Source organism: Nonomuraea polychroma, from assembly GCF_004011505.1.
GTDB lineage: Bacteria > Actinomycetota > Actinomycetes > Streptosporangiales > Streptosporangiaceae > Nonomuraea > Nonomuraea polychroma.
The window spans coordinates 5,807,179-5,829,257 of record NZ_SAUN01000001.1 but is presented as its reverse complement, the minus strand read 5'-3'; the positions used below and the strand labels follow the sequence as shown (position 1 = coordinate 5,829,257).

General features: G+C 69.5%; 24 protein-coding genes. 12 read left to right on the top strand and 12 right to left on the bottom strand.

What is annotated here, in order from left to right; translation table 11 throughout:
* The first annotated feature begins 10 nt into the window (after positions 1-10).
* Entirely contained in the window at positions 11-1,783 is a 1,773-nt protein-coding gene (locus tag EDD27_RS26655) for an N-6 DNA methylase (RefSeq protein ID WP_127934805.1), read from the top strand.
* Between the two features lie 77 nt (positions 1,784-1,860).
* On the top strand, positions 1,861-3,405 hold the full coding sequence (locus EDD27_RS26650; protein ID WP_241564266.1) for a serine/threonine protein kinase: 1,545 nt from the start codon (positions 1,861-1,863) through the stop codon (positions 3,403-3,405).
* Positions 3,406-3,774: 369 nt separating this feature from the next.
* On the opposite strand, the gene EDD27_RS26645 is transcribed toward EDD27_RS26650, so the two are convergent.
* On the bottom strand, positions 3,775-4,053 hold the full coding sequence (locus tag EDD27_RS26645) for a hypothetical protein (protein ID WP_127934804.1): 279 nt from the start codon (positions 4,051-4,053) through the stop codon (positions 3,775-3,777).
* Between the two features lie 44 nt (positions 4,054-4,097).
* On the opposite strand from EDD27_RS26645, the gene EDD27_RS26640 reads away from it, so the two are divergent.
* On the top strand, positions 4,098-4,751 hold the full coding sequence (locus EDD27_RS26640) for a hypothetical protein (protein ID WP_127934803.1): 654 nt from the start codon (positions 4,098-4,100) through the stop codon (positions 4,749-4,751).
* Between the two features lie 46 nt (positions 4,752-4,797).
* On the opposite strand, the gene EDD27_RS26635 is transcribed toward EDD27_RS26640, so the two are convergent.
* Genes EDD27_RS26635 through EDD27_RS26620 form a run of 4 tightly spaced genes read right to left on the bottom strand, consistent with a single transcriptional unit; the run spans position 4,798 to position 8,822 of the window.
* Entirely contained in the window at positions 4,798-5,499 is a 702-nt protein-coding gene (locus tag EDD27_RS26635) for a polyprenol monophosphomannose synthase (protein WP_127934802.1), read from the bottom strand.
* A 9-nt stretch (positions 5,500-5,508) separates the two neighbouring features.
* Positions 5,509-6,987, bottom strand: a complete 1,479-nt coding sequence (locus EDD27_RS26630) for an ArnT family glycosyltransferase (protein ID WP_127934801.1) — start codon at positions 6,985-6,987, stop codon at positions 5,509-5,511.
* Positions 6,988-7,047: 60 nt separating this feature from the next.
* A complete protein-coding gene (locus EDD27_RS26625) occupies positions 7,048-7,725 on the bottom strand; it encodes a response regulator (RefSeq protein ID WP_127934800.1) in 678 nt (225 codons plus the stop codon).
* Entirely contained in the window at positions 7,722-8,822 is a 1,101-nt protein-coding gene (locus EDD27_RS26620) for a sensor histidine kinase (RefSeq protein ID WP_164903801.1), read from the bottom strand. Before EDD27_RS26620 ends, EDD27_RS26625 begins: the two co-directional genes overlap by 4 nt.
* A 226-nt stretch (positions 8,823-9,048) precedes the next feature.
* Here EDD27_RS26620 and EDD27_RS26615 point away from each other — a divergent pair, with 226 nt between their 5' ends.
* Together EDD27_RS26615 and ligD are read left to right on the top strand one after the other, a co-directional pair.
* Positions 9,049-9,801 (top strand): crotonase/enoyl-CoA hydratase family protein, encoded by a 753-nt coding sequence (locus EDD27_RS26615; RefSeq protein WP_127934798.1) that lies wholly within the window; start codon positions 9,049-9,051, stop codon positions 9,799-9,801.
* A 43-nt stretch (positions 9,802-9,844) separates the two neighbouring features.
* On the top strand, positions 9,845-11,044 hold the full coding sequence (ligD, locus tag EDD27_RS26610) for a non-homologous end-joining DNA ligase (RefSeq protein WP_127934797.1): 1,200 nt from the start codon (positions 9,845-9,847) through the stop codon (positions 11,042-11,044).
* A gap of 41 nt (positions 11,045-11,085) precedes the next feature.
* Here ligD and EDD27_RS26605 read toward each other — a convergent pair whose 3' ends face one another.
* A complete protein-coding gene (locus EDD27_RS26605) occupies positions 11,086-11,979 on the bottom strand; it encodes an SDR family oxidoreductase (RefSeq protein ID WP_127934796.1) in 894 nt (297 codons plus the stop codon).
* Positions 11,980-12,046: 67 nt separating this feature from the next.
* Here EDD27_RS26605 and EDD27_RS26600 point away from each other — a divergent pair, with 67 nt between their 5' ends.
* A complete protein-coding gene (locus tag EDD27_RS26600; protein ID WP_127934795.1) occupies positions 12,047-13,813 on the top strand; it encodes a thiamine pyrophosphate-dependent enzyme in 1,767 nt (588 codons plus the stop codon).
* Here EDD27_RS26600 and EDD27_RS26595 read toward each other — a convergent pair.
* A complete protein-coding gene (locus tag EDD27_RS26595; RefSeq protein WP_127934794.1) occupies positions 13,782-14,549 on the bottom strand; it encodes an IclR family transcriptional regulator in 768 nt (255 codons plus the stop codon). The genes EDD27_RS26600 and EDD27_RS26595 overlap by 32 nt on opposite strands.
* 69 nt (positions 14,550-14,618) lie before the next feature.
* On the opposite strand from EDD27_RS26595, the gene pobA reads away from it, so the two are divergent.
* Together pobA and EDD27_RS26585 are read left to right on the top strand one after the other, a co-directional pair.
* Positions 14,619-15,794, top strand: a complete 1,176-nt coding sequence (pobA, locus tag EDD27_RS26590; protein WP_127934793.1) for a 4-hydroxybenzoate 3-monooxygenase — start codon at positions 14,619-14,621, stop codon at positions 15,792-15,794.
* A gap of 105 nt (positions 15,795-15,899) precedes the next feature.
* The gene (locus tag EDD27_RS26585; protein ID WP_206641667.1) at positions 15,900-16,136 is read left to right on the top strand and encodes a DUF6401 family natural product biosynthesis protein; all 237 of its coding nucleotides are present in this window, start codon (positions 15,900-15,902) and stop codon (positions 16,134-16,136) included.
* Positions 16,137-16,210: 74 nt separating this feature from the next.
* On the opposite strand, the gene EDD27_RS26580 is transcribed toward EDD27_RS26585, so the two are convergent.
* Positions 16,211-17,053: a mechanosensitive ion channel family protein gene (locus EDD27_RS26580; protein ID WP_164904236.1), complete on the bottom strand. Its 843-nt coding sequence runs from the start codon at positions 17,051-17,053 to the stop codon at positions 16,211-16,213.
* A gap of 163 nt (positions 17,054-17,216) precedes the next feature.
* Here EDD27_RS26580 and EDD27_RS26575 point away from each other — a divergent pair, with 163 nt between their 5' ends.
* Positions 17,217-17,597, top strand: a complete 381-nt coding sequence (locus EDD27_RS26575) for a VOC family protein (RefSeq protein WP_127934790.1) — start codon at positions 17,217-17,219, stop codon at positions 17,595-17,597.
* 251 nt (positions 17,598-17,848) lie between these two features.
* Here EDD27_RS26575 and EDD27_RS26570 read toward each other — a convergent pair whose 3' ends face one another.
* The 3 genes from EDD27_RS26570 to EDD27_RS26560 all read right to left on the bottom strand — a co-directional run bounded on the left by EDD27_RS26570 (position 17,849) and on the right by EDD27_RS26560 (position 19,713).
* On the bottom strand, positions 17,849-18,250 hold the full coding sequence (locus tag EDD27_RS26570) for a hypothetical protein (protein WP_127934789.1): 402 nt from the start codon (positions 18,248-18,250) through the stop codon (positions 17,849-17,851).
* Positions 18,250-18,843, bottom strand: a complete 594-nt coding sequence (locus EDD27_RS26565; protein ID WP_206641666.1) for an LGFP repeat-containing protein — start codon at positions 18,841-18,843, stop codon at positions 18,250-18,252. The genes EDD27_RS26570 and EDD27_RS26565 overlap by 1 nt, the downstream gene beginning before the upstream one ends.
* A 519-nt stretch (positions 18,844-19,362) precedes the next feature.
* The gene (locus tag EDD27_RS26560) at positions 19,363-19,713 is read right to left on the bottom strand and encodes a cupin domain-containing protein (RefSeq protein ID WP_127934788.1); all 351 of its coding nucleotides are present in this window, start codon (positions 19,711-19,713) and stop codon (positions 19,363-19,365) included.
* Positions 19,714-19,797: 84 nt separating this feature from the next.
* On the opposite strand from EDD27_RS26560, the gene EDD27_RS26555 reads away from it, so the two are divergent.
* Positions 19,798-20,409 (top strand): TetR/AcrR family transcriptional regulator, encoded by a 612-nt coding sequence (locus EDD27_RS26555; protein WP_127934787.1) that lies wholly within the window; start codon positions 19,798-19,800, stop codon positions 20,407-20,409.
* A gap of 61 nt (positions 20,410-20,470) precedes the next feature.
* On the opposite strand, the gene EDD27_RS26550 is transcribed toward EDD27_RS26555, so the two are convergent.
* Positions 20,471-20,674, bottom strand: coding sequence for a hypothetical protein (locus tag EDD27_RS26550; RefSeq protein WP_127934786.1), 204 nt, complete (start codon positions 20,672-20,674; stop codon positions 20,471-20,473).
* A 214-nt stretch (positions 20,675-20,888) separates the two neighbouring features.
* Here EDD27_RS26550 and EDD27_RS26545 point away from each other — a divergent pair, with 214 nt between their 5' ends.
* Both EDD27_RS26545 and EDD27_RS26540 read left to right on the top strand, forming a co-directional pair.
* On the top strand, positions 20,889-21,167 hold the full coding sequence (locus EDD27_RS26545; RefSeq protein WP_127934785.1) for a hypothetical protein: 279 nt from the start codon (positions 20,889-20,891) through the stop codon (positions 21,165-21,167).
* Between the two features lie 79 nt (positions 21,168-21,246).
* A complete protein-coding gene (locus EDD27_RS26540) occupies positions 21,247-22,026 on the top strand; it encodes a pentapeptide repeat-containing protein (RefSeq protein ID WP_127934784.1) in 780 nt (259 codons plus the stop codon).
* The last annotated feature ends 53 nt before the right edge of the window (positions 22,027-22,079 follow it).

Here is a 22,079-nt window from a genome sequence, read left to right as displayed (position 1 = left end):
GAGAACGACAATGCGCGACGATGCCGTTGTGGCGGCGGCCGACATCGCCCGGATGGCCGGGGTGGGCCGGCCCGCTGTCAGCAATTGGCGCCGCAGGTTTCAGGACTTTCCCGAACCGGTCGGCGGAACCTCCTCCAACCCCCTCTTCTCGCTCGCCGAAGTCGAGGTCTGGCTACGCGACCAAGGCAAGCTCCAGGAGTTGCCAGAGGACGAACTGGTCTGGCAGCAGATCCGCAACTCGGCCGACGACCTCGAGCTCGCCGTCGTGGTCAGCAACGTCACAGCCGCTCTCACCGACACGCCCCAGGGCAGCCGGCATGCTCCCGCTCGGTTGGTCCAAGCCGCCGCCGCGCTCGCGGCCCAGCGGGGGACGGCGGACACCGTCGAACTGCTTTACCGCCGATACGTGGAGACCCACTCGCGCCGCGTGCAGGTGGTCTCTGACGAGGTCGCCGCCCTCATGTCCGGTCTGCTGGGCGAGTGCGAGACGGTGCTGGACCCGATCTGCGGCTTCGGCCCGCTCCTCCTGGCCACGACGAGGGCCCGCCGGGTCATGGGCCAGGAACGAGACGAGGCCACGGCACGGCTGGCCGCGGCGCGGCTGGTCGCCCGCGGCATCCCCGCGGACATCCGTGGCGGCGACGCACTGCTGGCCGACGCCTTCCCCGACGTGGAAGCCGACGGCGTTGTGTGTGTCCCTCCTTTCAACGAACGTGGCTGGGGCTACGAGGAGCTAACCAACGACCCGCGCTGGCAGTACGGCCTGCCCCCCAAGGGCGAGTCGGAACTCGCCTGGGTGCAACACTGCCTTGCCCGGGTCAGGCCAGGTGGGCAGGTGGTTGTCCTGATGCCGTCCGCGGCCGCCAACCGCCGTTCCGGGCGGAGGATCCGATCGCAGTTGCTGAGAACGGGAACTCTGCAGGCGATCATCGGCCTTCCCGCCGGATCCGCTCCGCAGTCGGCCCTTCCGCCTCACCTGTGGCTGCTGCGCCGGCCCCAGGAATCGGATGCGGTTCCTTCGCACGTGACCATGGCGGAAGGCAGCCTGGAGTCGGGGCATCCTGTGCCGATCATCGAGCTTCTGGACGACGAGGTCGACCTGACACCGTCACGCAGGCTGCCCAAGGCGGTAGCCGTACCAGAAAAGGATCTCGAATCGGCGCGCGCTGAGCTGGCGGAGCTGTCCGGTGCCTTGACCGGCCTCCTGCCGAGGGTGAGCCGCCAGAGCCGGGACCTGGCCATGACCACGGTGGCAGAACTCGTCCGCGCCGGGGCTGTCCAGGTGGAGCAGACACCGATGCGGATGGAGACAGAATCGGGCGCGGTGCCGCTCCTCACGGCCAAGGACGTCGTACTGGGCCGAGGACCCTCCGGTCTGGGCGAGATCAGGGTGGAGTCGGTGGTCGCACGGCCCGGCGACATCGTGATCCCCGCGGTGAGCCGCTCGGTGGTCGCCAGAGTCGTGGCCGAGGAGGTGCTGCTCGGGCCACACCTGTGTCTCCTGCGGCTGGACCAGGAGGTTCTGGATCCGGCCTTCGTCGCGGGTTTCCTCCGCGTGTCGGCCGCGCGGGCCGCCAGCACGTTGTCCGGAACCTACCGCGTGGACGTGCGCCGCTCGCAGCTCCCCCGGCTGCCGATCTCCGAGCAGCGCCGCTACGGCGAGGCGTTCCGGCAGCTGGAGGCGTTCGAGAACGGCGTGCGTGCGGTGGCCGTGTTGGGCGGCGCGCTCGCGGCGCAGGTCTTCGAGGCGCTGATCGACGGCAAGATGCAACCTCAAGACTGAAGCGGAGATCGCGTGATATCTCTGATCACTGGGACTGCTTCCGTAACATGGCCTGCGTTTGAGGGAAGGCGGCCAGGGTGGACACACGCACGATCGACGGTCGCTACTCGCTGGACCCGGCATCGCGTCGCGGCGGCGGGATGGGGGAGGTGTGGTTCGGCTGGGACACCCGCCTAGACCGGCCGATAGCGATCAAGTTCATCCGGCTCGATCGGCTCCCCGATGGAAAACCGGACAAGGAGCTGAACGAGCGCTTTGTTCGAGAATCCCGGATCACCGCCCGGCTTGAGCATCCGGGCGTCCCTACCGTCTACGACTGCGGCACCCACGGTGAGTCGCTCTACCTGGTCATGCAACTGATCGACGGTTGCCCGGTGAACTCACTTGTCGATGAGACGGAGATCCCCGTGGCATGGGCCGCCGCGATAGCCGCCCAGGTCTGCTCGGTGCTGATGGTGGCGCATGCCAAATCGCTGGTCCATCGTGACCTGAAACCAGGCAACCTCATGCTCTGCCCTGATGGCACGGTGAAGGTGCTCGACTTCGGGATCGCCGCCGCCACCTCCTCGGCGGCGACCAGGCTCACGCGGACCGGCGTCGTGGTCGGCACCCCCGAGTACATGGCGCCCGAGCAGGCGATGTCAGGGTCGACAGGCCCGCAGAGCGACCTCTACTCCCTCGGGGTGATCCTCGACGAGATGCTCGCCGGGGAGAACCAGTTCTGCGGCCCCACGCCCTTGGCGACCATGCACAACCACATCGGCCGCGAGCCGAAACCGTTGCGTCAGCGTCGCCGCGAAGTGCCCGAGGGTCTGGAGCGGCTCGTCCTGTGGCTGCTGGCCAAGACGCCGGACAAACGCCCGCCTGCGGCTGAGATCGTCTACGCGCGCCTCCTCGATTTCTGCCGTGAGCTGCCGCCGTTCACGGGCTACGTCGACACGAACGCCCCTCATCCGGTCCGGATGTACGCGCGGGTGGTCGGCAGGATCGGAGCGACGCCGCAGCCTGTCGTCGAGCCCGCACTCGCCGTACGGCCCGCGCCCGCGTCGGTTCCGGACACCTTCCGACCCAGCGACATGGCTCTGGCCCGGAAGGACGCGGACGCGCTGAAGGCCGAATCGCGCTTCGCCCAGGCAGCCGACGTCCTCGCCGAGGTTGTGGAACCCGCCGCCCGCAAGCTCGGCCCCGGCGATCCAAATGTGATCTCGCTGAGGATCGAGCTGGCCGATGCCCTGTTCCTCGGAGGAGACTATCGCCGCGCGGCAGCGGAGTTCGCGGCTCTCGTCGCCGATCTCGCCGAGCGAGACGGGCCTGACAACGATCTCGTCCTGCGCTTCCGGCTGATGGAGGCCAACAGCAACGCCGCCGCCGGGGAGACCACGCTCGCCCTGACGCAGCTGAGCCGTTTGTTGGAAGACGAGCAGAGTTTCGGCGTGGACGACGACAGGACGCTGGAACTGCGCCGCCAGATCGGCTTGCTGAAGCTGGGCGCCGGAGACCGCGCGGGAGCCAGGAAAACCCTTGCCGTGCTGCTGCCCGACCTGAAGACCCGATACGGGCAGGCGCATCCCAACGTGACCAAGGTCCAGGAGATTCTGGACCAGCTAAACAGTAACGGCTGACGTAGCCAATCTGGCCCCGTTCCTCGAGCGTCTCGAGTCCGCCTTGATCCAGGCTTCCCCGGCCAATCCGCCACGGAGTCTGTCGTAAGAGAGCCTGCGGTGGTGGACCTGGGCCGGCTACTGCGCCAGCGCGCCCCTGGCCACCACGCGGCCCTCGATCGCCGCCCCTGTGCAGCGGCCGAACGACTGCGCGGTGCGGCTCCGCCAGGACCTCACAGGAGTTGGTGCCGCAGCCGGTTTTGTGCTGTAACGACAGTCGGGTCGGGCAACTCATCGGCAACGGAGTGGCAGGGGATCTTCAAGCGTGGCTGCCTAATGTCAATGTCGTTTCCGAGCGAGGGCGGTACGAGGCCACCGGCAAGGGGGCACTTATGTACAACAGCACAGGGCGGCGCCGGGTTGTCCGGCATGCTCGACGACCCGGCGCGAGGCGTCGGCGACGTGCTCGCCGACGGGTGTCTCTGATGCGGACGACGTCGTGGTGTTGACGGAGGACATCGGCCTGATCGTGAACGACCCGCCAATAGCGGCCTTGAACGTCCGTCCTGCGGTCGTCGGGTTCGGGAGCTCCCGCGCCGGCCATACCAGGCGCCACGTCGCCACGTACCCGCAGTACATGCTGACCGCCACGAAGTAGGCCTCGGGCATCCCGCTATAGCTGATCTATACCGCGCCTCTCTACGCTCATGGCGATGAGGCAGCGAACCGGAACCGTCTTCATCATCATCGCCGCGGCTCTGACCGTGATCGGCGCGTTGATCCACATCTTTCCCCCGCACCTGACGGTGGTCACGGTGTTCCTCGGGCTGGGTGCGGCGCTCTGCTACACCGTCGGGGTTGCCCTGATCGTCGGCTGGCCGCGGCAGGTTCTGGTCCGGCCCATGGCAGCGATTGTCATAGTGGTCCTTGCCTGCGGGATGTGGGGCGCTCTCACGGGCATGGCGCCTGTGATTGGCGGAACGGTCGCGCTGGCGGCGCTCGGCGAGGAACAGACCTGCACGGTGACCGAGGTCGAGACCATGCGCGCACGGAGAGGCGGGGCGACCTATATTTACACGGTCCGCTGTTCGGACGCGCGCATTCACGAGATCCGGACGGGGCGGGAAGAACGGCACGACGAAGGCTCCCCTGCCGAGGTCGTCGGGGACGCGAATGGGCTGCTGACGACGAGGTTCGTTGCGGGCGCCTACCAGTGGACCGGGGTGGGGGTCTGTGCGCTGCTGGTGCTGTGCGTGTCCGTGCTTCCGCTCGTCGCCCGTCGCGTCGCCCCGCCGCCACCGCCGTCGTCCCCGGGCGGGTTCTCCCCACCGCCCCCGCCGTGGGCCGCCCAGCCGCGCCGCTACTAGGGTGCTGGCCCGGAGCCTGGCTTGTACGTGTACGACACCACCGCACTCAATGACCAATGGCCCATACGGTCACCCGCCAGAGCGCCTCGAAGAGGACACCAACGCTCATCTTGCTCGCGCCGGCTGTACGGTCGACGAAGGTGATCGGCACCTCCGCCACCGTGAAGCCGTGACGTACGGCTCGCAGCGTGAGATCGACCTGGAAGCAGTAACCCCGCGACTCCACACCGCCGAGAAGGATCTTCTCGAGTGCGGCGGCCCGGTAGACGCGGAACCCGCCCGTGGCGTCGGCGACGGGAAGGCCGAGCGCGAGCCGTGCATAACGGTTCGCCAGCCGGGACAGCAGCTCCCGTCTCCGCGGCCAGTTCGCCACGCGGCCGCCGGGCACCCAGCGCGAGCCGATGACGAGGTCGGCGTGCTCCGCCGCGCGCAGCAAGGCGGGGAGCCGCTCAGGCGGATGCGAGCCGTCCGCGTCGATCTCCACGAGCAGGTCGAACCCTCGGGCGAGTCCCCAGCGGAAGCCCGCCAGGTACGCGGCGCCCAGCCCTTCCTTGCGTTCCCGATGCAGGACGTGCACGCTGTCGAGTTCGGAAGCGAGCCTGTCTGCGATCAGGCCCGTCCCGTCAGGGCTGTTGTCGTCGACGACGAGGATATGGGCCGCCGGTGCGGCTGCGCGGATCCTGCCCACGATGCCGGGGAGGTTGTCCCGTTCGTTGTAGGTCGGCGTGATGACCAAGACGGTGTTCATGATTGTTCCTCAGCTCGCGTGCCGGAAGCCGGGCCAGGCGGTCGTCCATGGACTCCGCGGTCCTGAGCAGACTGTGATGGGCAGGCCCTGCTCCTCGTTCGCGACTCCTGTGCCGTGATCGATGACCCCGGCGGATTCACAGCGCGCGAAGCGCAGCCGCAGACGCTCGGGCCGCAACCCCACGGCGACCACCGTCTGCGCCGTTTCCGGCGGCGGCCCTTGGTACCCCAGCTCGTTGTGGCCGCTGTAGACGGGAATGTCCGGTGCGAACCGGTCCAGTGCACCGGCCTCGCCATAGTTCGAGGTGAGGACGATCGTCCCCGACGGCAGCGCCCGGTGCACTCCGGCCACCTGGGCGACGAAGCGCGGCCAGCCCACCGACTCCCTGGACACCTCGTTGGGCGAGAAACTGAGCGCCGGCAGCGGGAGCAGCGGCAGCGCCACGACGATCCCGATGACCGACGTGCCGAGAAGCCCCCACCACACCACCCGGCGCCGGGCGACCCGGCTCTCCATCCACGCGGTGGTGGGCACGCAGCCGGCCACGAAGGCGAAGATCAGGCTGCCGGCGACATAGTCCGCCCGTCCTCCTGACACCAGGCCGAGCAGGATCGTCACCAGGGTCGCGATCGCCAGTGGCCGCGTCTCCTGCCGCCGGCGCAGCCAGAGCCACCCGACGACGGCGATCACGAACGCTCCCATGCTGAGCAGCGCCACCAGCATGGGCACGAACATGATCCGATTCAGGGGTTCGCTGAGCGTGGCGGCCATGGTGAGCTGAGGCCAGCCGTTGGCGGCCTGGTAGAGCAGGTTCGGAGAGGCGATGACGGCGGCCAGGAACGCCCCGGACCAGAACCATCTGTCGCTGAAGACGGCGCGCGGCCCCTTCACCGCCAGGCCGGCGGTGATGAGCAGGCCGGTGGCCAGACCGGTGATCAGAAGGACGATGAGGTGCTTGTTGAACGTGGCGGCTCCCGCGATGGCGCCGGCCGCCATCCACCATCGCCCGTCACCGCGCAGCAGGGCACGGAGCACGAACAGGATGCAGGCCGTCCAGAAGACGAAGTCGGCCGATTGGGTCAGCAGGGTGTGCCCGGCGACCAGGGGGAACATCCCGGTGCCGAGGCCGGCGGCGGCGAGGGTCTGCGCGCCTGTGCGACCGCCGAGCTCCCGTGTGATCGCGGCACCGATCAGGATCAGCAGTCCCGCGCACAGCGCAGGGACGACCCGCAGCCCGACGATGGTGTCCCCGAACAGCTCCGTGGACAGCCGCGCCAGGAGCGGGGTCAGCGGGGGCTGGTCGAAGTAGCCCCAGGCGGGAGACTGACCGAGCATGCGGAAGTAGAGCTCGTCGCGGTGGTAGCCGTACCACGGGCTCAGCATCAGCAAGGTGACCACGACGACGCCCGCGATGGAACCGACGGTCCGCCAGGCGAAGGCCGGGAGCGAAGGAGCGGTGATCTGAAGACGGGGGGTTTGAAGAAGCATGCCCCCCACGGTTTCCGATGGGGCCGCCGCGTGTCGTCTGGCCGGGAACAGAACGTGGAGTCAGACCGCAGGCATAGGCGGCGGCTCCCCGGGGCGGACCACGCCGTGGTCGAAGGCGAAGACGACCGCGGCGGCCCGGTCGCGTACCGCCAGCTTCGTGAAGATCCGGCCGACGTGGGTCTTGATCGTGCCCTCGCCGACCACGAGATGACGGGCGATCTCCGCGTTCGTGAGCCCTCGGCCGATGAGCTTGAGCACGTCGAGCTCGCGAGAGGTGAGCTCGCCGAGCCGCCGGACCGCGTCGGGGTCGGTCACCGGATCTGTCCGATAACGTCGCAGGACCCGCCCGCAGACGGCGGGATCCAGCCATCCGTCGCCGGCCGCCACCGCCCGGACAGCACGCTGGATGTCCTCGGCCGGAGCGTCCTTGAGACAGAATCCGGACGCGCCGGCCCGCAGAGCCGCCGCGAGAACGCTGTCCTCACCGAACGTGGTCAGCACCAGGATGCGGGACGACGGATCCGCGGCGAGCATGGCACGGGTGGCCTCGACGCCGTCCATCCGCGGCATGCGAATATCCATGACCACGGCGTCCGGCCGGACGCGCGCGACCTCCGCCAGCGCGGCCTGGCCGTCGGCCGCCTCACCGACCACGTCGAATCCGTACGGCTGGCGCAGGATCGTCCGCAGTCCTGCCCTGGCGAGTTCCTGGTCGTCGACGAGCACCACCGAGATCATGCGGGCAGCTCCGTCCGCACGACCCACCGGTCGTCCTCTGGGCCGGCAGTGACGTGGCCACCGACCATGCGCACCCTGTCGGCCATCGCGCGAAGTCCCATGCCGCCATTGTGCCGAGGTGGGCGGTCGGGCAAGGGATTGGAGACCGTGGCCCGCACAGCACCTTCCTCCGAGATGCGCACCCGTACCTCGACGGGACATCGGGGAGCGTGGCGGCTCGCGTTGGCCAGTGCCTCCTGAACCAGCCGGTAGAGCACCATCCCGCTCGTCGGGCCCACCGCCGACAGCTCACCGTCGACGCTCGCGTCGAATTCCAGACCCGCCGTCCGGTACTCCTCGAAGAGTTCGGGAAGCCGGGGCGCGGTGGGCTGGGGAGCGACCACGGCAGGATCGGAGCCTTCCTCGGCAAGGACACTGACCACCTTCCGCAGCTCCGCCATGCTCTGCCGGGCGAGGCGCTCGGCCTCGGCGATCCCCGCCGCCGCTTCCTTGGGATCGTGCTCGAGCGCCAGTCGTACACCCCCCAGATGCAGCACCGTCACGGCGAGCGTGTGCGCGACGATGTCGTGCAGATCGGCGGCGAGCCGCTGCCGCTCGGCCAGGGCTGCGGCAGCGGTGGCGGCGCTCTCCGCCCGGTGCAGCCGCTCGCCCACCTCAATGCGGTAACGCGCGGCCCAGCCGCTCCAGAAGACGAGCGTTACGGCGGCCAGCCAGTTAGGCCATCCGGGGTCGGGCGAGGTGAACGCCGCCGCGACCACCACGGAAAGCGAGGCGAGCCAGATGACGATGCCCGGCCAGAGCCGCAGCGTCAGCGCGACGAACGCGATGTAGAGCACCAGAATGAACCAGCCGACGCTGTTGACCGCGAGATCCGTGAGCGCCGCTATGGCCACGGGAGCCAGCAGAGCGGCCACCTCGGCGGGACGGCCCGGCCCCGCACGCACGATGACGAGACAGAGAACGACAAGGATGCCCCCTCCGGCGAACGGCCAGGCGCAGTCGCAGCCACGCATGATCGTTTGCACCCACGACAACCCGACCAGCAGCATCAGCAGCCCGAGACCGGCCGGTAACAGCCAGCGGGGAGTCACCACCACCCGCCCATCGTAGGAACGGCCGGTTCCCCGCGCATCCACCCACGGGGATACCCGCCATCCACCCACGGTCAGAGGCGAATCCTCCCGCGTTCCTGTCCAGGGACGTAGGGCGAAGGCTGCTGGGCGTCGGCGACTTGACCGGTGGGTCGCTGGCTCGAACTCCGGCCACAGCGTACGCTCGGCACGTTCCCCGAGGAGAATCGAACGTTCCCCCGAGGAGGGCCGCATGACCGTACGCGTGGAGCGCCAGGGACGGGTCACCACCGTGGTGATCAGCAGGTCGGAGGCGCGCAACGCCGTCGATCGCAAGACCGCCGACGCGCTGGTGGACGCGTTCCGCGACTTCGAGGACTCCGACGCCGACGTGGCCGTGTTGTGGGGTGAGGGCGGCACGTTCTGCGCCGGGGCCGACCTCAAGGCGCTCGACAACCACGTCGGAGAGGAGGGCGACGGGCCCATGGGGCCGACCAGGATGCGCCTGGCCAAACCGGTCATCGCCGCCGTCGCCGGGCACGCCGTCGCGGGCGGGCTGGAGCTCGCGCTCTGGTGCGATCTGCGGGTGGCGGAGGAGGACGCGGTGTTCGGGGTGTTCTGCCGCCGGTGGGGCGTGCCGCTGATCGACGGCGGCACCGTACGCCTGCCCAGGCTCATCGGCGCGTCCAGGGCCATGGACATGATCCTCACGGGGCGGCCGGTCGGCGGGCGGGAGGCGTACGAGATGGGGCTGGCCAACCGGCTCGTCCCCACCGGGACGGCTCGGCAGCACGCCGAGGAGCTGGCTCGCGAGATCGCCCGCTTCCCGCAGATGTGCCTGCGTGGCGACCGGCTGTCGGTACTGGAGCAGCACGGGCGAGGCGAGGAGGACGCGATGCGGAACGAGCTGCGCCATGGCCTGGTCTCTCTGCCCGACGCCGTCGAGGGAGCGGCCCGCTTCGCCGCCGGGGCCGGCCGCCACGGCGACTTCTCTCAGGTGCGCTGATCGTCACAGGCTGATTGTCGGGGTGCCCGCGTATCGTGACCCTATGCCTGACATCGAGGTCGCCGGGCGCGAGGTCCGCATCACCAGCCCCGACAAGGTGGTCTTCCCTGAGGCCGGGCACACCAAGCTCGACCTGATCCGCTACTACGAGACGGTGGGGGAGGCGGCGCTGCGCGGCGTGCACGGGCGGCCGATGGTGCTCAAGCGGTTCGTGCACGGGATCGAGCAGGAGGCGTTCTTCCAGAAGCGCGCCCCGGCCAAGCGGCCCGACTGGATCGAGGTGGCCGAGCTCAAATACCGGTCGGGGCTCAGCGCCGAGGAGGTCGTCTGCACCGACCTGGCGCAGCTGCTGTGGGTGGTCAACCTGGGGTGCGTGGACCTCAATCCGCATCCGGTGCGCTCCGACGACCTCGCCAAGCCCGACGAGTTGCGGATCGATCTCGACCCGGTGCCCGGCGTCGAGTGGGCGGACGTGCTGAAGACCGCTCAGGTCGCGCGGGAGGTGCTGGCCGATCACGGGCTGGTGGCCTGGCCCAAGACCTCCGGGTCGCGCGGTTTCCACGTGTACGCGCGGATCGAGCGGCGCTGGCCGTTCGCGAAGGTGCGCAAAGCGGCCGAGACGGTGGCGCGGGAGGTCGAGCGGCGGGCCCCCGACCTGGCCACGAGCCGGTGGTGGAAGGAAGAACGGCACGGCGTGTTCGTGGACTTCAACCAAAACGCCTACGACCGGACCGTCGCGTCCGCCTATTCGGTGCGCGCCGTGCAGGACGCCCGCGTGTCCACACCGCTGACCTGGGACGAGGTGCCCGGATGCCGGCCGGAGCTCTTCACCATCGACACCGTGCCCCGGCGCCTGGCCGAGATCGGCGACCCGTGGGAGGACATGGACCTGCACGCCGGCTCCCTGGACGGGCTGCTGGCGCTCGCCGAGGAGCTCGGGCCGGCGCCCAAACCGCCCAAGGGCAGCGGGCGCAGGCAGCAGACGATGCCCGTCATCGAGATCGCCAGGGCCGAGCACAAGGACGAGGCGATGGCGGGGTTCGAGCGGTGGAAGGCCCGGCATCCCGAGGTGGCGGCCAAGCTGGAGCCCGCCGACGTGCTGGTGGACGGCATGCGGGGGCGCAGCAGCGTGTGGTATCGCATCCGGGTCAACCTGCAGCACGTGCCGGAGGGGGAGCGGCCGCCGCAGGAGCAGCTGGAGGTCGACTACGACCCGTGGGGCGGCGCCTCCGGCCCGCCCTGAGCCTGAGCCTGAGCCTGAGCCCGAGCCTGAGCCGCCAGGGGTCAGCCGCGGGTCGGGCGTTCGTAACCCTCGTCGCCGCCGTAGACGTGCCGGTCCGGGTCCTGCTCCGGCTGGGTGGCCGGGCTGGTGGGCGAGGCGGTGTGCTCGGAGGCGAAGTCGTCCGAGAGGACCGGCGGGGGCGGGGCCAGATAGTCCTGCCAGGTGATCTTGCCCTTGGGCGTCGCGTCCGTGGTCAGGAGGTCGGCGCGCATGGCCGCGTACAGACGTCCGGGGTAACGCATGCGCAGGCAGGCGCGGCGCAGGTGCTGGGCGTCCAGCCAGGTCCGGGTCAGCTCGGCGGTGTCGAGCACCTCCGGGCCCCCATACTCGATCTCGATGCCCTGCGGGCCGCCGGCGAGCAGGTCGGCCGCTCGGGCGGCGACCTCGCCCGTGTGGACCGGCTGCCAGGGCACGGTCGGGTCGACCGGCAGCACCGGGAGTGCGGAGAAGTCCCGCAGCCGCTGCTGCAGCCACTGGTGGAACGGCGTGGCACGGAGGACCGTCCAGCCCAGGCCGCTCTCTTCGACCAGGCGCTCGGCCTCCAGCTTGTACCTGAGGTAGCCGATGGGCGCACGGTCCGCGCCGACCATCGAGGTGAGCAGCAGGTGCCCGATCCCGGCCTCGCGGGCGGCCATCACGAGCAGGCGGGTGCCCGGGATGTCCACGGCGCCGCGCCCCTTGCGGCCGCTCGTGGCCAGGTGCGCGATCGCCTCCACGCCGGCGACGGCCTCCGGCACGCCGTGGCCGGAGAACAGGTCGCCCCACATCCACTCGACGTTCCCGCGGCTCTCCCTCTTGGTACGGCTCAACGCCCGCACCTGATGGCCCGCCTTGACCAGCGCGGGCACCAAGGCCCTGCCCAGCGTGCCCGTGGCTCCCGTGACCAAAATGCGCATGCCGCCCCTCTACCCCCGAATCCGCACCCTTGACATGGGGGCCGCGAAGTGGGGTAGGGCCGCTCGCATGGCTCGAATCGCATCGGAATCCCTGATCGAACGGCTCGTCGAGTGGGGCGTGGACACCGTCTTCGGCCTGCCGGGCGACGGCATCAACGGCATCATGGAGGGACTGCGGCGCCACCGAGACCGGGTGCGCTTCGTCCTCGTCCACCACGAAGAGGCCGCGGCCTTCATGGCGACCGGCTACGCCAAGGCCACCGGGCGCATCGGGGTCTGCCTGGCCACCTCGGGGCCGGGCGGGATCCACCTGCTCAACGGGCTCTACGACGCCAAGCTCGACCACGTGCCCGTGCTGGCGATCACCGGCATGCAGGAGACCTCCGTGCTCGGCACCGGCTACCAGCAGGAAGTCCATCTGGACAGGCTGTTCGCCGACGTGGCCGAGTACAACATGATGATCACCAATCCGGCGCAGCTGCCGTCGCTGGTGGATCAGGCGGTCAGGACGGCGTACGCGCGGCGCGGGGTCTCCCATCTGACCCTGCCCAACGACATCCAGGTGGCCGAGGCGGACGCGGACCCGTACAAGCACGTGGCGCCGGTCAGGCTGCCGCAGACCGCGCCCGTCTACCTGCAGTCGTCCGGCATCCCCCGGCAGGAGGACGTCGAGTGGGCGGCCGAGGTGCTCAACCGGGCCGAGCGCCCCGCCATGCTGGTCGGGCAGGGCGCGCTGCACGCCCGGCAGGAGGTGCTGGCCGTGGCCGAGGCCCTCGGCGCGCCCGTGGTCAAGACGTTGCCCGGCAAGGCCGTCATCCCGGACGACTCGCCGTACACGACCGGCGGGATCGGGCTGCTCGGCACCCGGCCGAGTGAAGAGCTCATGGAAGAAGCCGACGTGCTGTTCATGGTGGGCACGAACTTCCCGTACTCGAAGTTCCTGCCGGAGCCGGGCAAGGTGCGGGTGGTGCAGTTCGAGGCGGAGCCGACCAGGGCGGGGGCGCGGATCGCGACCGACGTGCCGGTCGTGTGCGACGCCAAGGAGGGGCTGGCGGCGCTGCTGCCGCTGCTGTCCCGCCGGGACGACACCGCTCATCTGGCGAAATATCAGCGGATGACGGCCGAGTGGCGGGCCGACATGGACGCGCTGGAGAACCCCGAGCGCGACCCGATCGCCCCGCAGTACCCCGTCTCCATCCTCGACGAGCTCGCCGCCGACGACGCCATCATGACGTGCGACAGCGGCACTGTCGCCACCTGGGCGGCCCGGCACTGGACGGTCCGCGGCGGGCGCGAGTTCTACCTGTCCGGCACGCTGGCCTCGATGGCGAACGGGTTGCCGTACGCGATCGCGATGCAGCACGCCTTCCCGGGCCGGCAGGTCATCGCGTACGTCGGCGACGGCGGCTTCTCGATGCTCATGGCCGAGTTCCTGACGGCGGTCCAGCAGCGGCTGCCGATCAAGGTGATCGTCAACAACAACAACTCGCTCGGCCAGATCCTGTGGGAGCAGATGGTGCTGGGCTACCCCGAGCACGGCGTACGGTACGCGGAGCCGGAGGCCGACTTCTCGGCCTGGGCCCGCTCGTGCGGCGGATTCGGGGCCAAGGTCACCAAAGCGGACGACGTGGGCCTGACCATCGGGCAGGCGCTCGCGCACGACGGCCCGGCGCTGGTGGACGTGGACGTCAACCCCAACGAGCCGCCCCTGCCCGCCAAGGTCTCCTACGAGCAGGCCAAGAACTTCGCCCAGGCCTTCCTCAAGGGGCAGCCGCACCGGGCCGCCATCGCCACCACGCTGTTCAAGGACCGGATCCAGAGGATGGGGGACTAGCTTTCGCTATGCCCGCGGCGGCGTTCCGCAGGGGATCGATGAGGCGGGGCAGCTCGCGGGCGCGCCGTGAGGACACCACGATGCCCACGGCGGCCACGGCCCGGCCGTCCACCAGGATCGGCGCGGCCGCCGAGCACGAGCCCAGCGTCATCTCCTCGTACGTGAACGCGTACCCCTGGGCCCGGACCGCGGCCAGCTCCCTGGCCAGCCGGCCAGGCTCGGTGATCGTGTGCGGGGTGGGACGCTCGAGCTTGCGGGCCAGGTAGGACTTGACGAACCAGTCCGGCTCGTACGCCAGCAGCGCCTTGCCCACGCCCGTCGGGTGCATGGGCAGCCGGCCGCCGGTCCTGGAGACGATGGGGACGGCGCGGCGGCCGTACACCTTGTCGACGTACAGCACCTCGAGCCCGTCGCGGACGGCCAGGTGCACGTTCTCGCCCGTGGTGACGAACAGCTCCTGCAACCACGGATGCGCCAGGCTCACCAGCCTGCTGGGGGCGAGCTGGCCCAGCTCCCACAGCCGCAGCCCCACCCGCAGCCGCCCGTCGGCGTCGCGGCTGAGCGCCTGCCACTCCTCCAGCTCGGCCACCAGCCGGTGCGCCGTGCTCAGCGGAACCCCGCTGCGCCTGGCCAGGTCGGTCAGCGTGAGCTGCGGGTGAGCGGCGTCGAACGCGCCGAGGAGGGCCAGCACCTTGGACGTCACGGTGCGGCCTGGCTGGCGGGATCCGCCTGACATGGTGCCAGTATTCCACTCAGTGGAAGCAGTCTCTCGGCGTGGCCCGGCTCGAAGCAGGATGCTTCCCTCATGCGAACTCAGGTCGGGATCATCGGCGCGGGCCCCGCTGGCCTGCTGCTGTCTCATTTGCTCCACCTCCGCGGCATCTCCTCCGTGGTGCTGGAGAAGCGCAGCCGCGACTACGTCGAGCGGCGGGTGCGGGCCGGCGTGCTGGAGCAGGGCACGGTCGACACCCTCATCCAGGCGGGCGTCGGCGAGCGCATGCTGCGCGAAGGGCTGCCGCACCACGGCATCGAGCTCAGGTACGGCGGCTCCGGCCACCGCATCCCGTTCGAGAAGCTCGTCCCCGGCAGGTCGATCACCGTGTACGGGCAGCAGGAAGTGGTCAAGGACCTGATCGCGGCCAGGCTGGCGGCGGGCGGCGACGTACGGTTCGAGGTGGAGGACGTGGCCGTGCACGGGCTGGAGCCAGGGCCGGACACGGGGCCGTATGTGACCTTCGGCGGCGAGCGGCTCGACTGCGACGTGATCGCCGGCTGTGACGGTTTCCACGGCGTGTCCCGCCCGTCCATCCCCGAGGGTGTCCTGACCGTTTTCGAGCGGGAATATCCCTTCGCCTGGCTCGGCATCCTGGCCAACGTGACGCCGTCGTCGGAGGAGCTCATCTACACCAGGACCGAGCGCGGCTTCGCGCTGCACAGCATGCGCTCGCCCACCGTCAGCCGCTTCTACCTGCAGGTCCCGGCCGACACCCGGATAGAGGACTGGCCGGACGAGCGGATCTGGGACGAGCTGAAGGCCAGGCTGGAGAGCGTGCCCGGCTTCACGCTGACCACCGGGGAGATCACCGAGAAGGGCGTCACGCCGATGCGGTCCTTCGTGGTCGAACCCATGCAGTACGGGCGGCTCTACCTGGCCGGGGACGCCGCCCACATCGTGCCGCCCACCGGGGCGAAGGGCCTCAACCTGGCCGTGGCCGACGTGCGCGTGCTGACCGAGGCGCTGGACGCGTACTTCTCGGACGGCTCCACCGCGCTGCTGGACGGATACTCGGAGGCGTGTCTCAAGCGGGTGTGGCGAGCGCAACACTTCTCATGGTGGATGACGACGTTGCTGCACACGTTCGAGGACGACGACGCCTATGGGAGGCGGCTGCAGCTGTCGTATCTGGACTACGTCACTTCATCGGAGGCGGCGGCCACGACATTGGCGGAGAACTACGTCGGGCTGCCATATGGCGGCTGACCTTGGAAAATGCTTTAAGGTTGTTTGGTGGTCTTTGAGGAAGGTTGGGCGGCTGCGCCCTTTCGGTGGTTGATGGACGCGCTGGGTGATGCCCAGCTTGCGCGGATGGGCAGCGACCCAGGGCTGGTCGCGGCCGTGGACCAGCACGCAGCGGTGCTGCGTGACGCGATCCCGCTGGATCGCGAGACCCTGGGCGACTACCTGCTCGGCTTCCTCGACGAGCTCCGCCAGCGCGGCTGGGCCTTCACCGGCGAGCACGCGGAGCCGGCGGCCCTGCGGCTGACGGCGGTCTGCTGGCTCGCCCGCGAGCGCGGCTTCCTGAGCGACGAACTGCCCGCCTGACCTGCCGGTCGGCGGGCCACCCGCCCCGCTCGGCTCTGGAGGTGGGGCCGAGCGGGCGGGCCGGTGTGTCCGGGTCAGCCGGGAGGCATGTCGGAGCGGGGCGGGCCCGAGGTCGGCGGCTCCGTGCGGGGCGGGCCCGAGGTCGGCGGCATGTCCGGCCGGGACGGAGCCCCCGGAGTGGTGCGGATGGGCGCCGTCTCCTCGGTCATCGCCGCGGCGTCCTGGCGCCCACGCTGGTACGCCTCCGCGTGCGCCCTGGCCTGCGGCGCCTCCTCCTCGATCCGGCCCAGCCAGCGCTCCCAGCGCTGCTGCATCGGCCGGACGAGCCCGCCGCCGATGCCGATGGCCGCGATGGCCCCTATGGTGGCGAGTACGGTGATCAGCACCGGAGTCGTGACCGTGGTAGCCACGCCGATCTGGTTGAGCGCCGCGATGATGCCCAGCGCCCAGATGAACACCGCCGCGGCGGTGGCCACCCAGCGGCCGTACGACAGCCCGCCGAGCGCCCCGTTCAGGATGTCCCTGACGCCCCTGGCGATGGCGCCGGCCACTACGATGATCACGATGGCGACCAGGGCCATAGGCAGCCAGGCCACCACGGCGGTCAGCAGCGCCGAGATCGGGTTCGGGCCGAACACGCTGAACGCTATCTGCAGGGTGACCAGGATGATCGCGTAGAAGACGATTCTCGCCAGCAGGCTGCTGGCGTCGTACTTGCTCCGCTCCAGCCAGCGTTGTACGCCGCTGCGCTCCACCGCCCGGTCGAACCCCACCCGTTCCAGGATCTTGTCGACGATCTTCTCCAGAAGCTTGGCCACGATCCACCCGATGAAGAGAATCACCAGGAACGCGACCAGCCTCGGAACGAACGTCGCTATTTGCCGCCAGGCGTCTTGGATGCCCTGGCCTATGTTGATATCCACGGTTTCCTCCTCCGAGGAGTCACTTTCACGGCGCTACCCGCACCGAAACGGTCTATGCACTCAGCGACACCAAAAGTTCGCGCTGGGCGACATTTCACCGAGGTCTGGCACGTGATCCGCAAAGGCGGCGCAATCACCCTTCGCTAGGGTGATCTCCGTGCATCGCAGCCGCGTCTACGCCCTCCTCATCGACACCCCCTCGCCCGAAGCCGACCGGGCCGCGGCCTTCTGGGCGGCCGCGCTCGGCGCCACCGCCCGTCCCCTCCAGGGCGAGGAGCAGTTCACCTCGCTCCACCAGGCGATTCCCGGCCTCGTCACGGCCGTCCAGGCGGTCGACGACGCTCCCCGCTTCCACCTCGACATCGAGACGGACGACGTGGAGGCCGAGACCGCGCGCCTGCTGGGGCTCGGCGCGACCCAGGTGTCGCAGTGGATGGAGTGCCGGGTCCTCCGCGCTCCTGGCGGCCACCTGCTGTGCGTGCTGCCCGTGGAGAGCGACAGGGAGGTGTTCGAGGCCCAGGCCAACACCTGGCCCTGAGATTCATGTCAGGCCACTGAGCTCGGGCCGTCGGGTGACATGAGCCATGCGCTCAGCCGCCACCCCGCACGGCCTTCAGATGCGCGGCCGCGGCCTGCTCGAGGCGGACGAGGCCGGAGGAGACGGTGGCGAAGCGGTGGCGGTGTCACAGGGCGGTTTTCTCCGAACACCGCCCACCCGCACGTGGCGGAGGATCCCGCCAGGTCGGAGACAGCGGGTATCGCGGTCATCGCCAGGAGCGCTGGAGCGATTCATGGTTGTGCCAGGCATTCGGCGCCGGCGATGCCCACGGAGAGCTCCTTGCCGGATCTGCCCTGCACACTGATGGAGTTGGTGTCGCCGGAGTAGGCCACCTCGGCTGCTGCGTCGCAGATCTTCTGAGCTGTGCTCGACTCGCCGTCGCCGAGGGTGGTCTCGATCGACACCAGTGTGCACTGGCCCTGCATGGTGACCGATTCGATTTCGGGCTGCTGCGCACGCTGCTTGACCTTGCTGGCGGTCTCGCCGCAGGAGTCCTGGGCGGGTGCAGAGGTTGCGCTCTGGCCGTCCCCGGGTGGTGGGCTCGGTGAGCGTGGGCCGGCTCCCGCCTGGCCGCAGCCGGACGAGACGACGAGCGCGATGGCCACCAGGGCGTTCCTGGAGATCATTGCCATCAGGCGGTCACCGAAAGGGTCCAGCCCTGCTTGCAGCTGGAGCTGAAGGTTCCGTTGTCGCAGCCTTCGACGATGAACCGGTAGCCGCTGGTGGTCATCACGCGGACCCGCATCCGGCCGCTGGTGCCTCCGCCTATGTCTCGCTGCGTTCCGGCTCTGTCCGCGGCGCTGGTCCAGCGGACGAGGAAGCGGTCGTAGGAGCGGGGCGCGGTCGTGCGCCAGTCGACGTAGGCGTATCCGCCGATCGACCAGGCCGACACCACCAGCTTGGGCCCTTGCCGGGGTGACCAGACCATCTGCCCGCGAAGCAAGTTCTGCCTTCGTCCGGCCCAGACGCCGTTGAGGTAGACGTCCACCTCGGAGGTGCGCGGGCAGCCCAGCGCGCTGTTCTCGCCGCCGAGTTCGATCCACCGCGCGCCGATCAGGCCGTAGGGCTGAATGCCGCAGGCGCTCGTCACGGCCGCCGTGGTGGTGCCGGCATGGGCGGGGACCCCGGCGCACAGCGTTGCGGCCAGGGCGAGCGGGGTGCTGACCGACAGCGCGCGGCATAAGGTCACTGCCGCGGAGGTACGGCTGGTGCCAAGACTTGCCATGATGTGATCATCTCGATTCTGGTGGTGTGGTGAGGTTTCTTCGGGGCGCGCCAAGCGTGCGGCACCCCGTGATCGACACGACCGCAGAGGCTGCTGTCCGAGCGTGCGCCGATCATGGTGCGGCCACAGCGGTGACCAGCCGAACCCGGGCGGGAGATCAGTAGCCGCCGCCGGGCTCGCGGAACCCTTCGAACAGCCGTGGCACCGCCGCGCGTGCAGCGGCCGGCCCAGGGGCGCGCATGGCCTGGTGCATGAGCGCGTCACCTGGCCCGGCTCTTCACCCTGGAACGGCTGGGCCGCCCCCTGGTGAAGGGCTCAGTTGCCGTCGGCATCCCGACGAGGGCCGGAGAGGAGTGGATGGGCGTGGGATCGGCTCGTCGGCCGGCTTGCGTCTGCCGTTGCTTGATCTGTCGATCGATGTGAGGGCGGCGATGTCAACGATGGGCGGGCACGTGATGAGCTGGTGGGGACGCTGCCGAGTCCACGTGAAAGGCCGCGATCCGCGTGACCTGGTTCTGGTCAGGTGGTACTGGGCCCCAGGGGGCTGTCAGGCGTTGGCGAGCCGCTCGGGAGTGGTTCCTTCAGCTCAACGAAGATCGTGTGTGTGTCGGTGTCGCCGATGTTCTCGCCGGAATGCTCTTGAGCGCCGACCCATCGCACCTGCCCGGCTTGGAGCTCGACATCCACCTGCCGGGCGCCGGCCGCGACCCTTCTCTTGAAGGAACTCAGCGTGTAAATGACGCTGTCGGGATGCCGATGGGGTGTGGTCTTGTCGCCCGGCTTGTCCTTGTACTCCAGTACCCGGATGCGCTCGTTCTCGAAGATCAGTTTATAGAGGTCGGGATTGGTTGTGGTGGGATCGTGGTCCATGAGCGCATCACCCGATCTGCTTCGTCAGAGCACTGACGCCGATATGGGACTCAAGTCCCATGGGACGAAGATACCATGATGGGCATGTCAGTACCATATGAGTTGGGTGGCCGTCATCAGCAGAAGGCTCGCACGCGCCAAGCGCTCATCTCGGCCACGCGCGAGCTGCTGACGCAAGGGGTCATCCCCACCGTGGAGCAGGCCGCAGCCACAGCAGGGATCTCCCGGACGACGGCGTACCGGTACTTCCCCAATCAGCGCACGCTGCTGCTTGCCGCACATCCCGAGACCCAGCAGCAGTCGCTGCTGCCCGAGCATGCGCCCAGCGATCCGCAGGCCCGGCTCGACCTGGTCATGGAGGCTTTCACCCGGATCACGGTCGAGTGGGAACCACAACTGCGCACCTCGCTGCGCCTGTCGCTGGAACCCGTCCCCGACACCGAGCAGCCGGTTCTCCGCGGAGGGCGAGCCATCGGCTGGATCGAGGACGCCCTGGCGCCTCTGCGCGAGACCAACCCCGAGATCGACGTGCATCGGCTCGCCGTGGCGATCCGATCCGCCAGCGGCATCGAAGCGCTGATATGGCTCACCGACATCGCCGGCCTCTCCCGTGAAGAGGCGGTGGAAACCATGAGCTGGTCGGCACACGCCCTGCTGCAAGCGGCGCTCGCCGGCGCGACACCCCCACAGTCGTAGCCGTCCCGCGATGGTGAGCGGCCCGACCGGAGGGAGGCGGCCTCCCGTCACCCGTACGCCTTCACGCCCCGCCGGCGCGGCCAGGAGTCTGTCGCGAGGCACCATAACGGCTGGGAACGGCGGCGCCGTTCAGGTCGACCAGGTGGAGCCGGTTGACCGTGGGCTCGGCCACGCCGGTGATGCCGAGGTCGGCGAGGGTGGCGTGAACGGTGGGATGGATGCGCTCGTCGAAGGCCTTGACGCACAGTTCTTCGGATTCCCACACGTCGATGTAGCGGAGCGTGCCGTCGGACTGAGCTTTCCTTTGATCTTGACCTGTAAGGGATGGTGACATTGATGAGTTAGTGATGGCAATGACTGCTGTCGGAAAAGTGGCTGTGGTGGTGGGAATGGACCTGAAGGAATAGGAGACGGCGTCGTTGGATCCCGGGAATTCGCGGCGGGTAGGCGCTGCGGCGGCGACGGGCTACGGTCGGGGCATGCAGGCCGAAGCCCTCGGGGTGCTGGAGGCGGCCGCCTGGGGTCTCGCCGGTGGCGTGGCTACCGCTCTGGTGTCCTTGGTGGCCGCGATCAGGGCCGCCAGTTTCCGCTGGCCCTGGCGCCGTAAGGGGGTCACCGAGCGAGAGGCTCGCGAGGAGTTATCGGCGCGCCTGTTCGTGCTGGGCGGCTCATGCGTGCTCGGGGCACTTGTGGCGGCAGCCGCGCACGGGCAGATGAGCGGACCCTGGCCGGCGTTCATCATCGGCGTGGCAGCCTAGGCCAGCGTACGGGGCATGCTGTCCGGTGTGGAGGTCAGCGTCCGCAAGCCTGACCAACAGGAGGCAGGAGGCGAGGCCGATGGTCTCGGCACACCCTGACAGCCTGCTTGGCCGCCTGGCCCAGGCGGGCCGGCCGCGCCGCCCCTGGCTGCGTGTGAGCGTCTCGCCCTGGTGGGCCCGGGTGCTCATAGCCGCGAGAGCCCGGCCGGTGCCAGCACCGGCAGACAGCATGACCATGACGTTCAGACCGGGGCTGAGCCTGCGTGATATGAACCTGGCCAGCGCGGATCTGGCTGGCGCGGACCTGCGTGACGTGAACCTGATCCACGCGAACCTGTTCGATGCGGATCTGGCCGGCGCGGACCTGCGTGACGCGGACCTGACCCGCGCGAACCTGTTCGACGCGAACTTGGCTCGAGCGAACCTGAGTGACGCGAACCTGCTCGGTGCGAATCTGAGTGACGCGAACCTGGCCCGCGCCAACCTGAGCGACGCGAACCTGGTCGGTGCGAACCTGACCAACGCGAACCTGGACCGTGCAGAACTGACCCGCGCGGACCTGACCGGTGCGATCCTGACCCACGCGAACCTGACCGGTGCCAAATTGGCCCAGGCGAACCTGATCGGCGCGGACCTCCGCGACGCGATCTTGCCCGGCGCGACCCTGGATCGCGCGAACCTGCCCGGCGCAATCCTCACTCACGCGGACCTGGCCAGCGCCGAGCTGAGCGGCGCCCTCTTGACCGGCGTGGACCTGGCCGGAGCGACGTTGTCGGTTTCGAAGTCGCGTACACGGATATCAGGAGTCGTCTGCACACGCGCGCTGAGGGGCGGAGTGCCGACGGCGAATGGGCGGTAGATGGCGGCGGCGAGGTAGAGGCCAGGACTGATGGGCTTCTTGTCGGCGAAGAT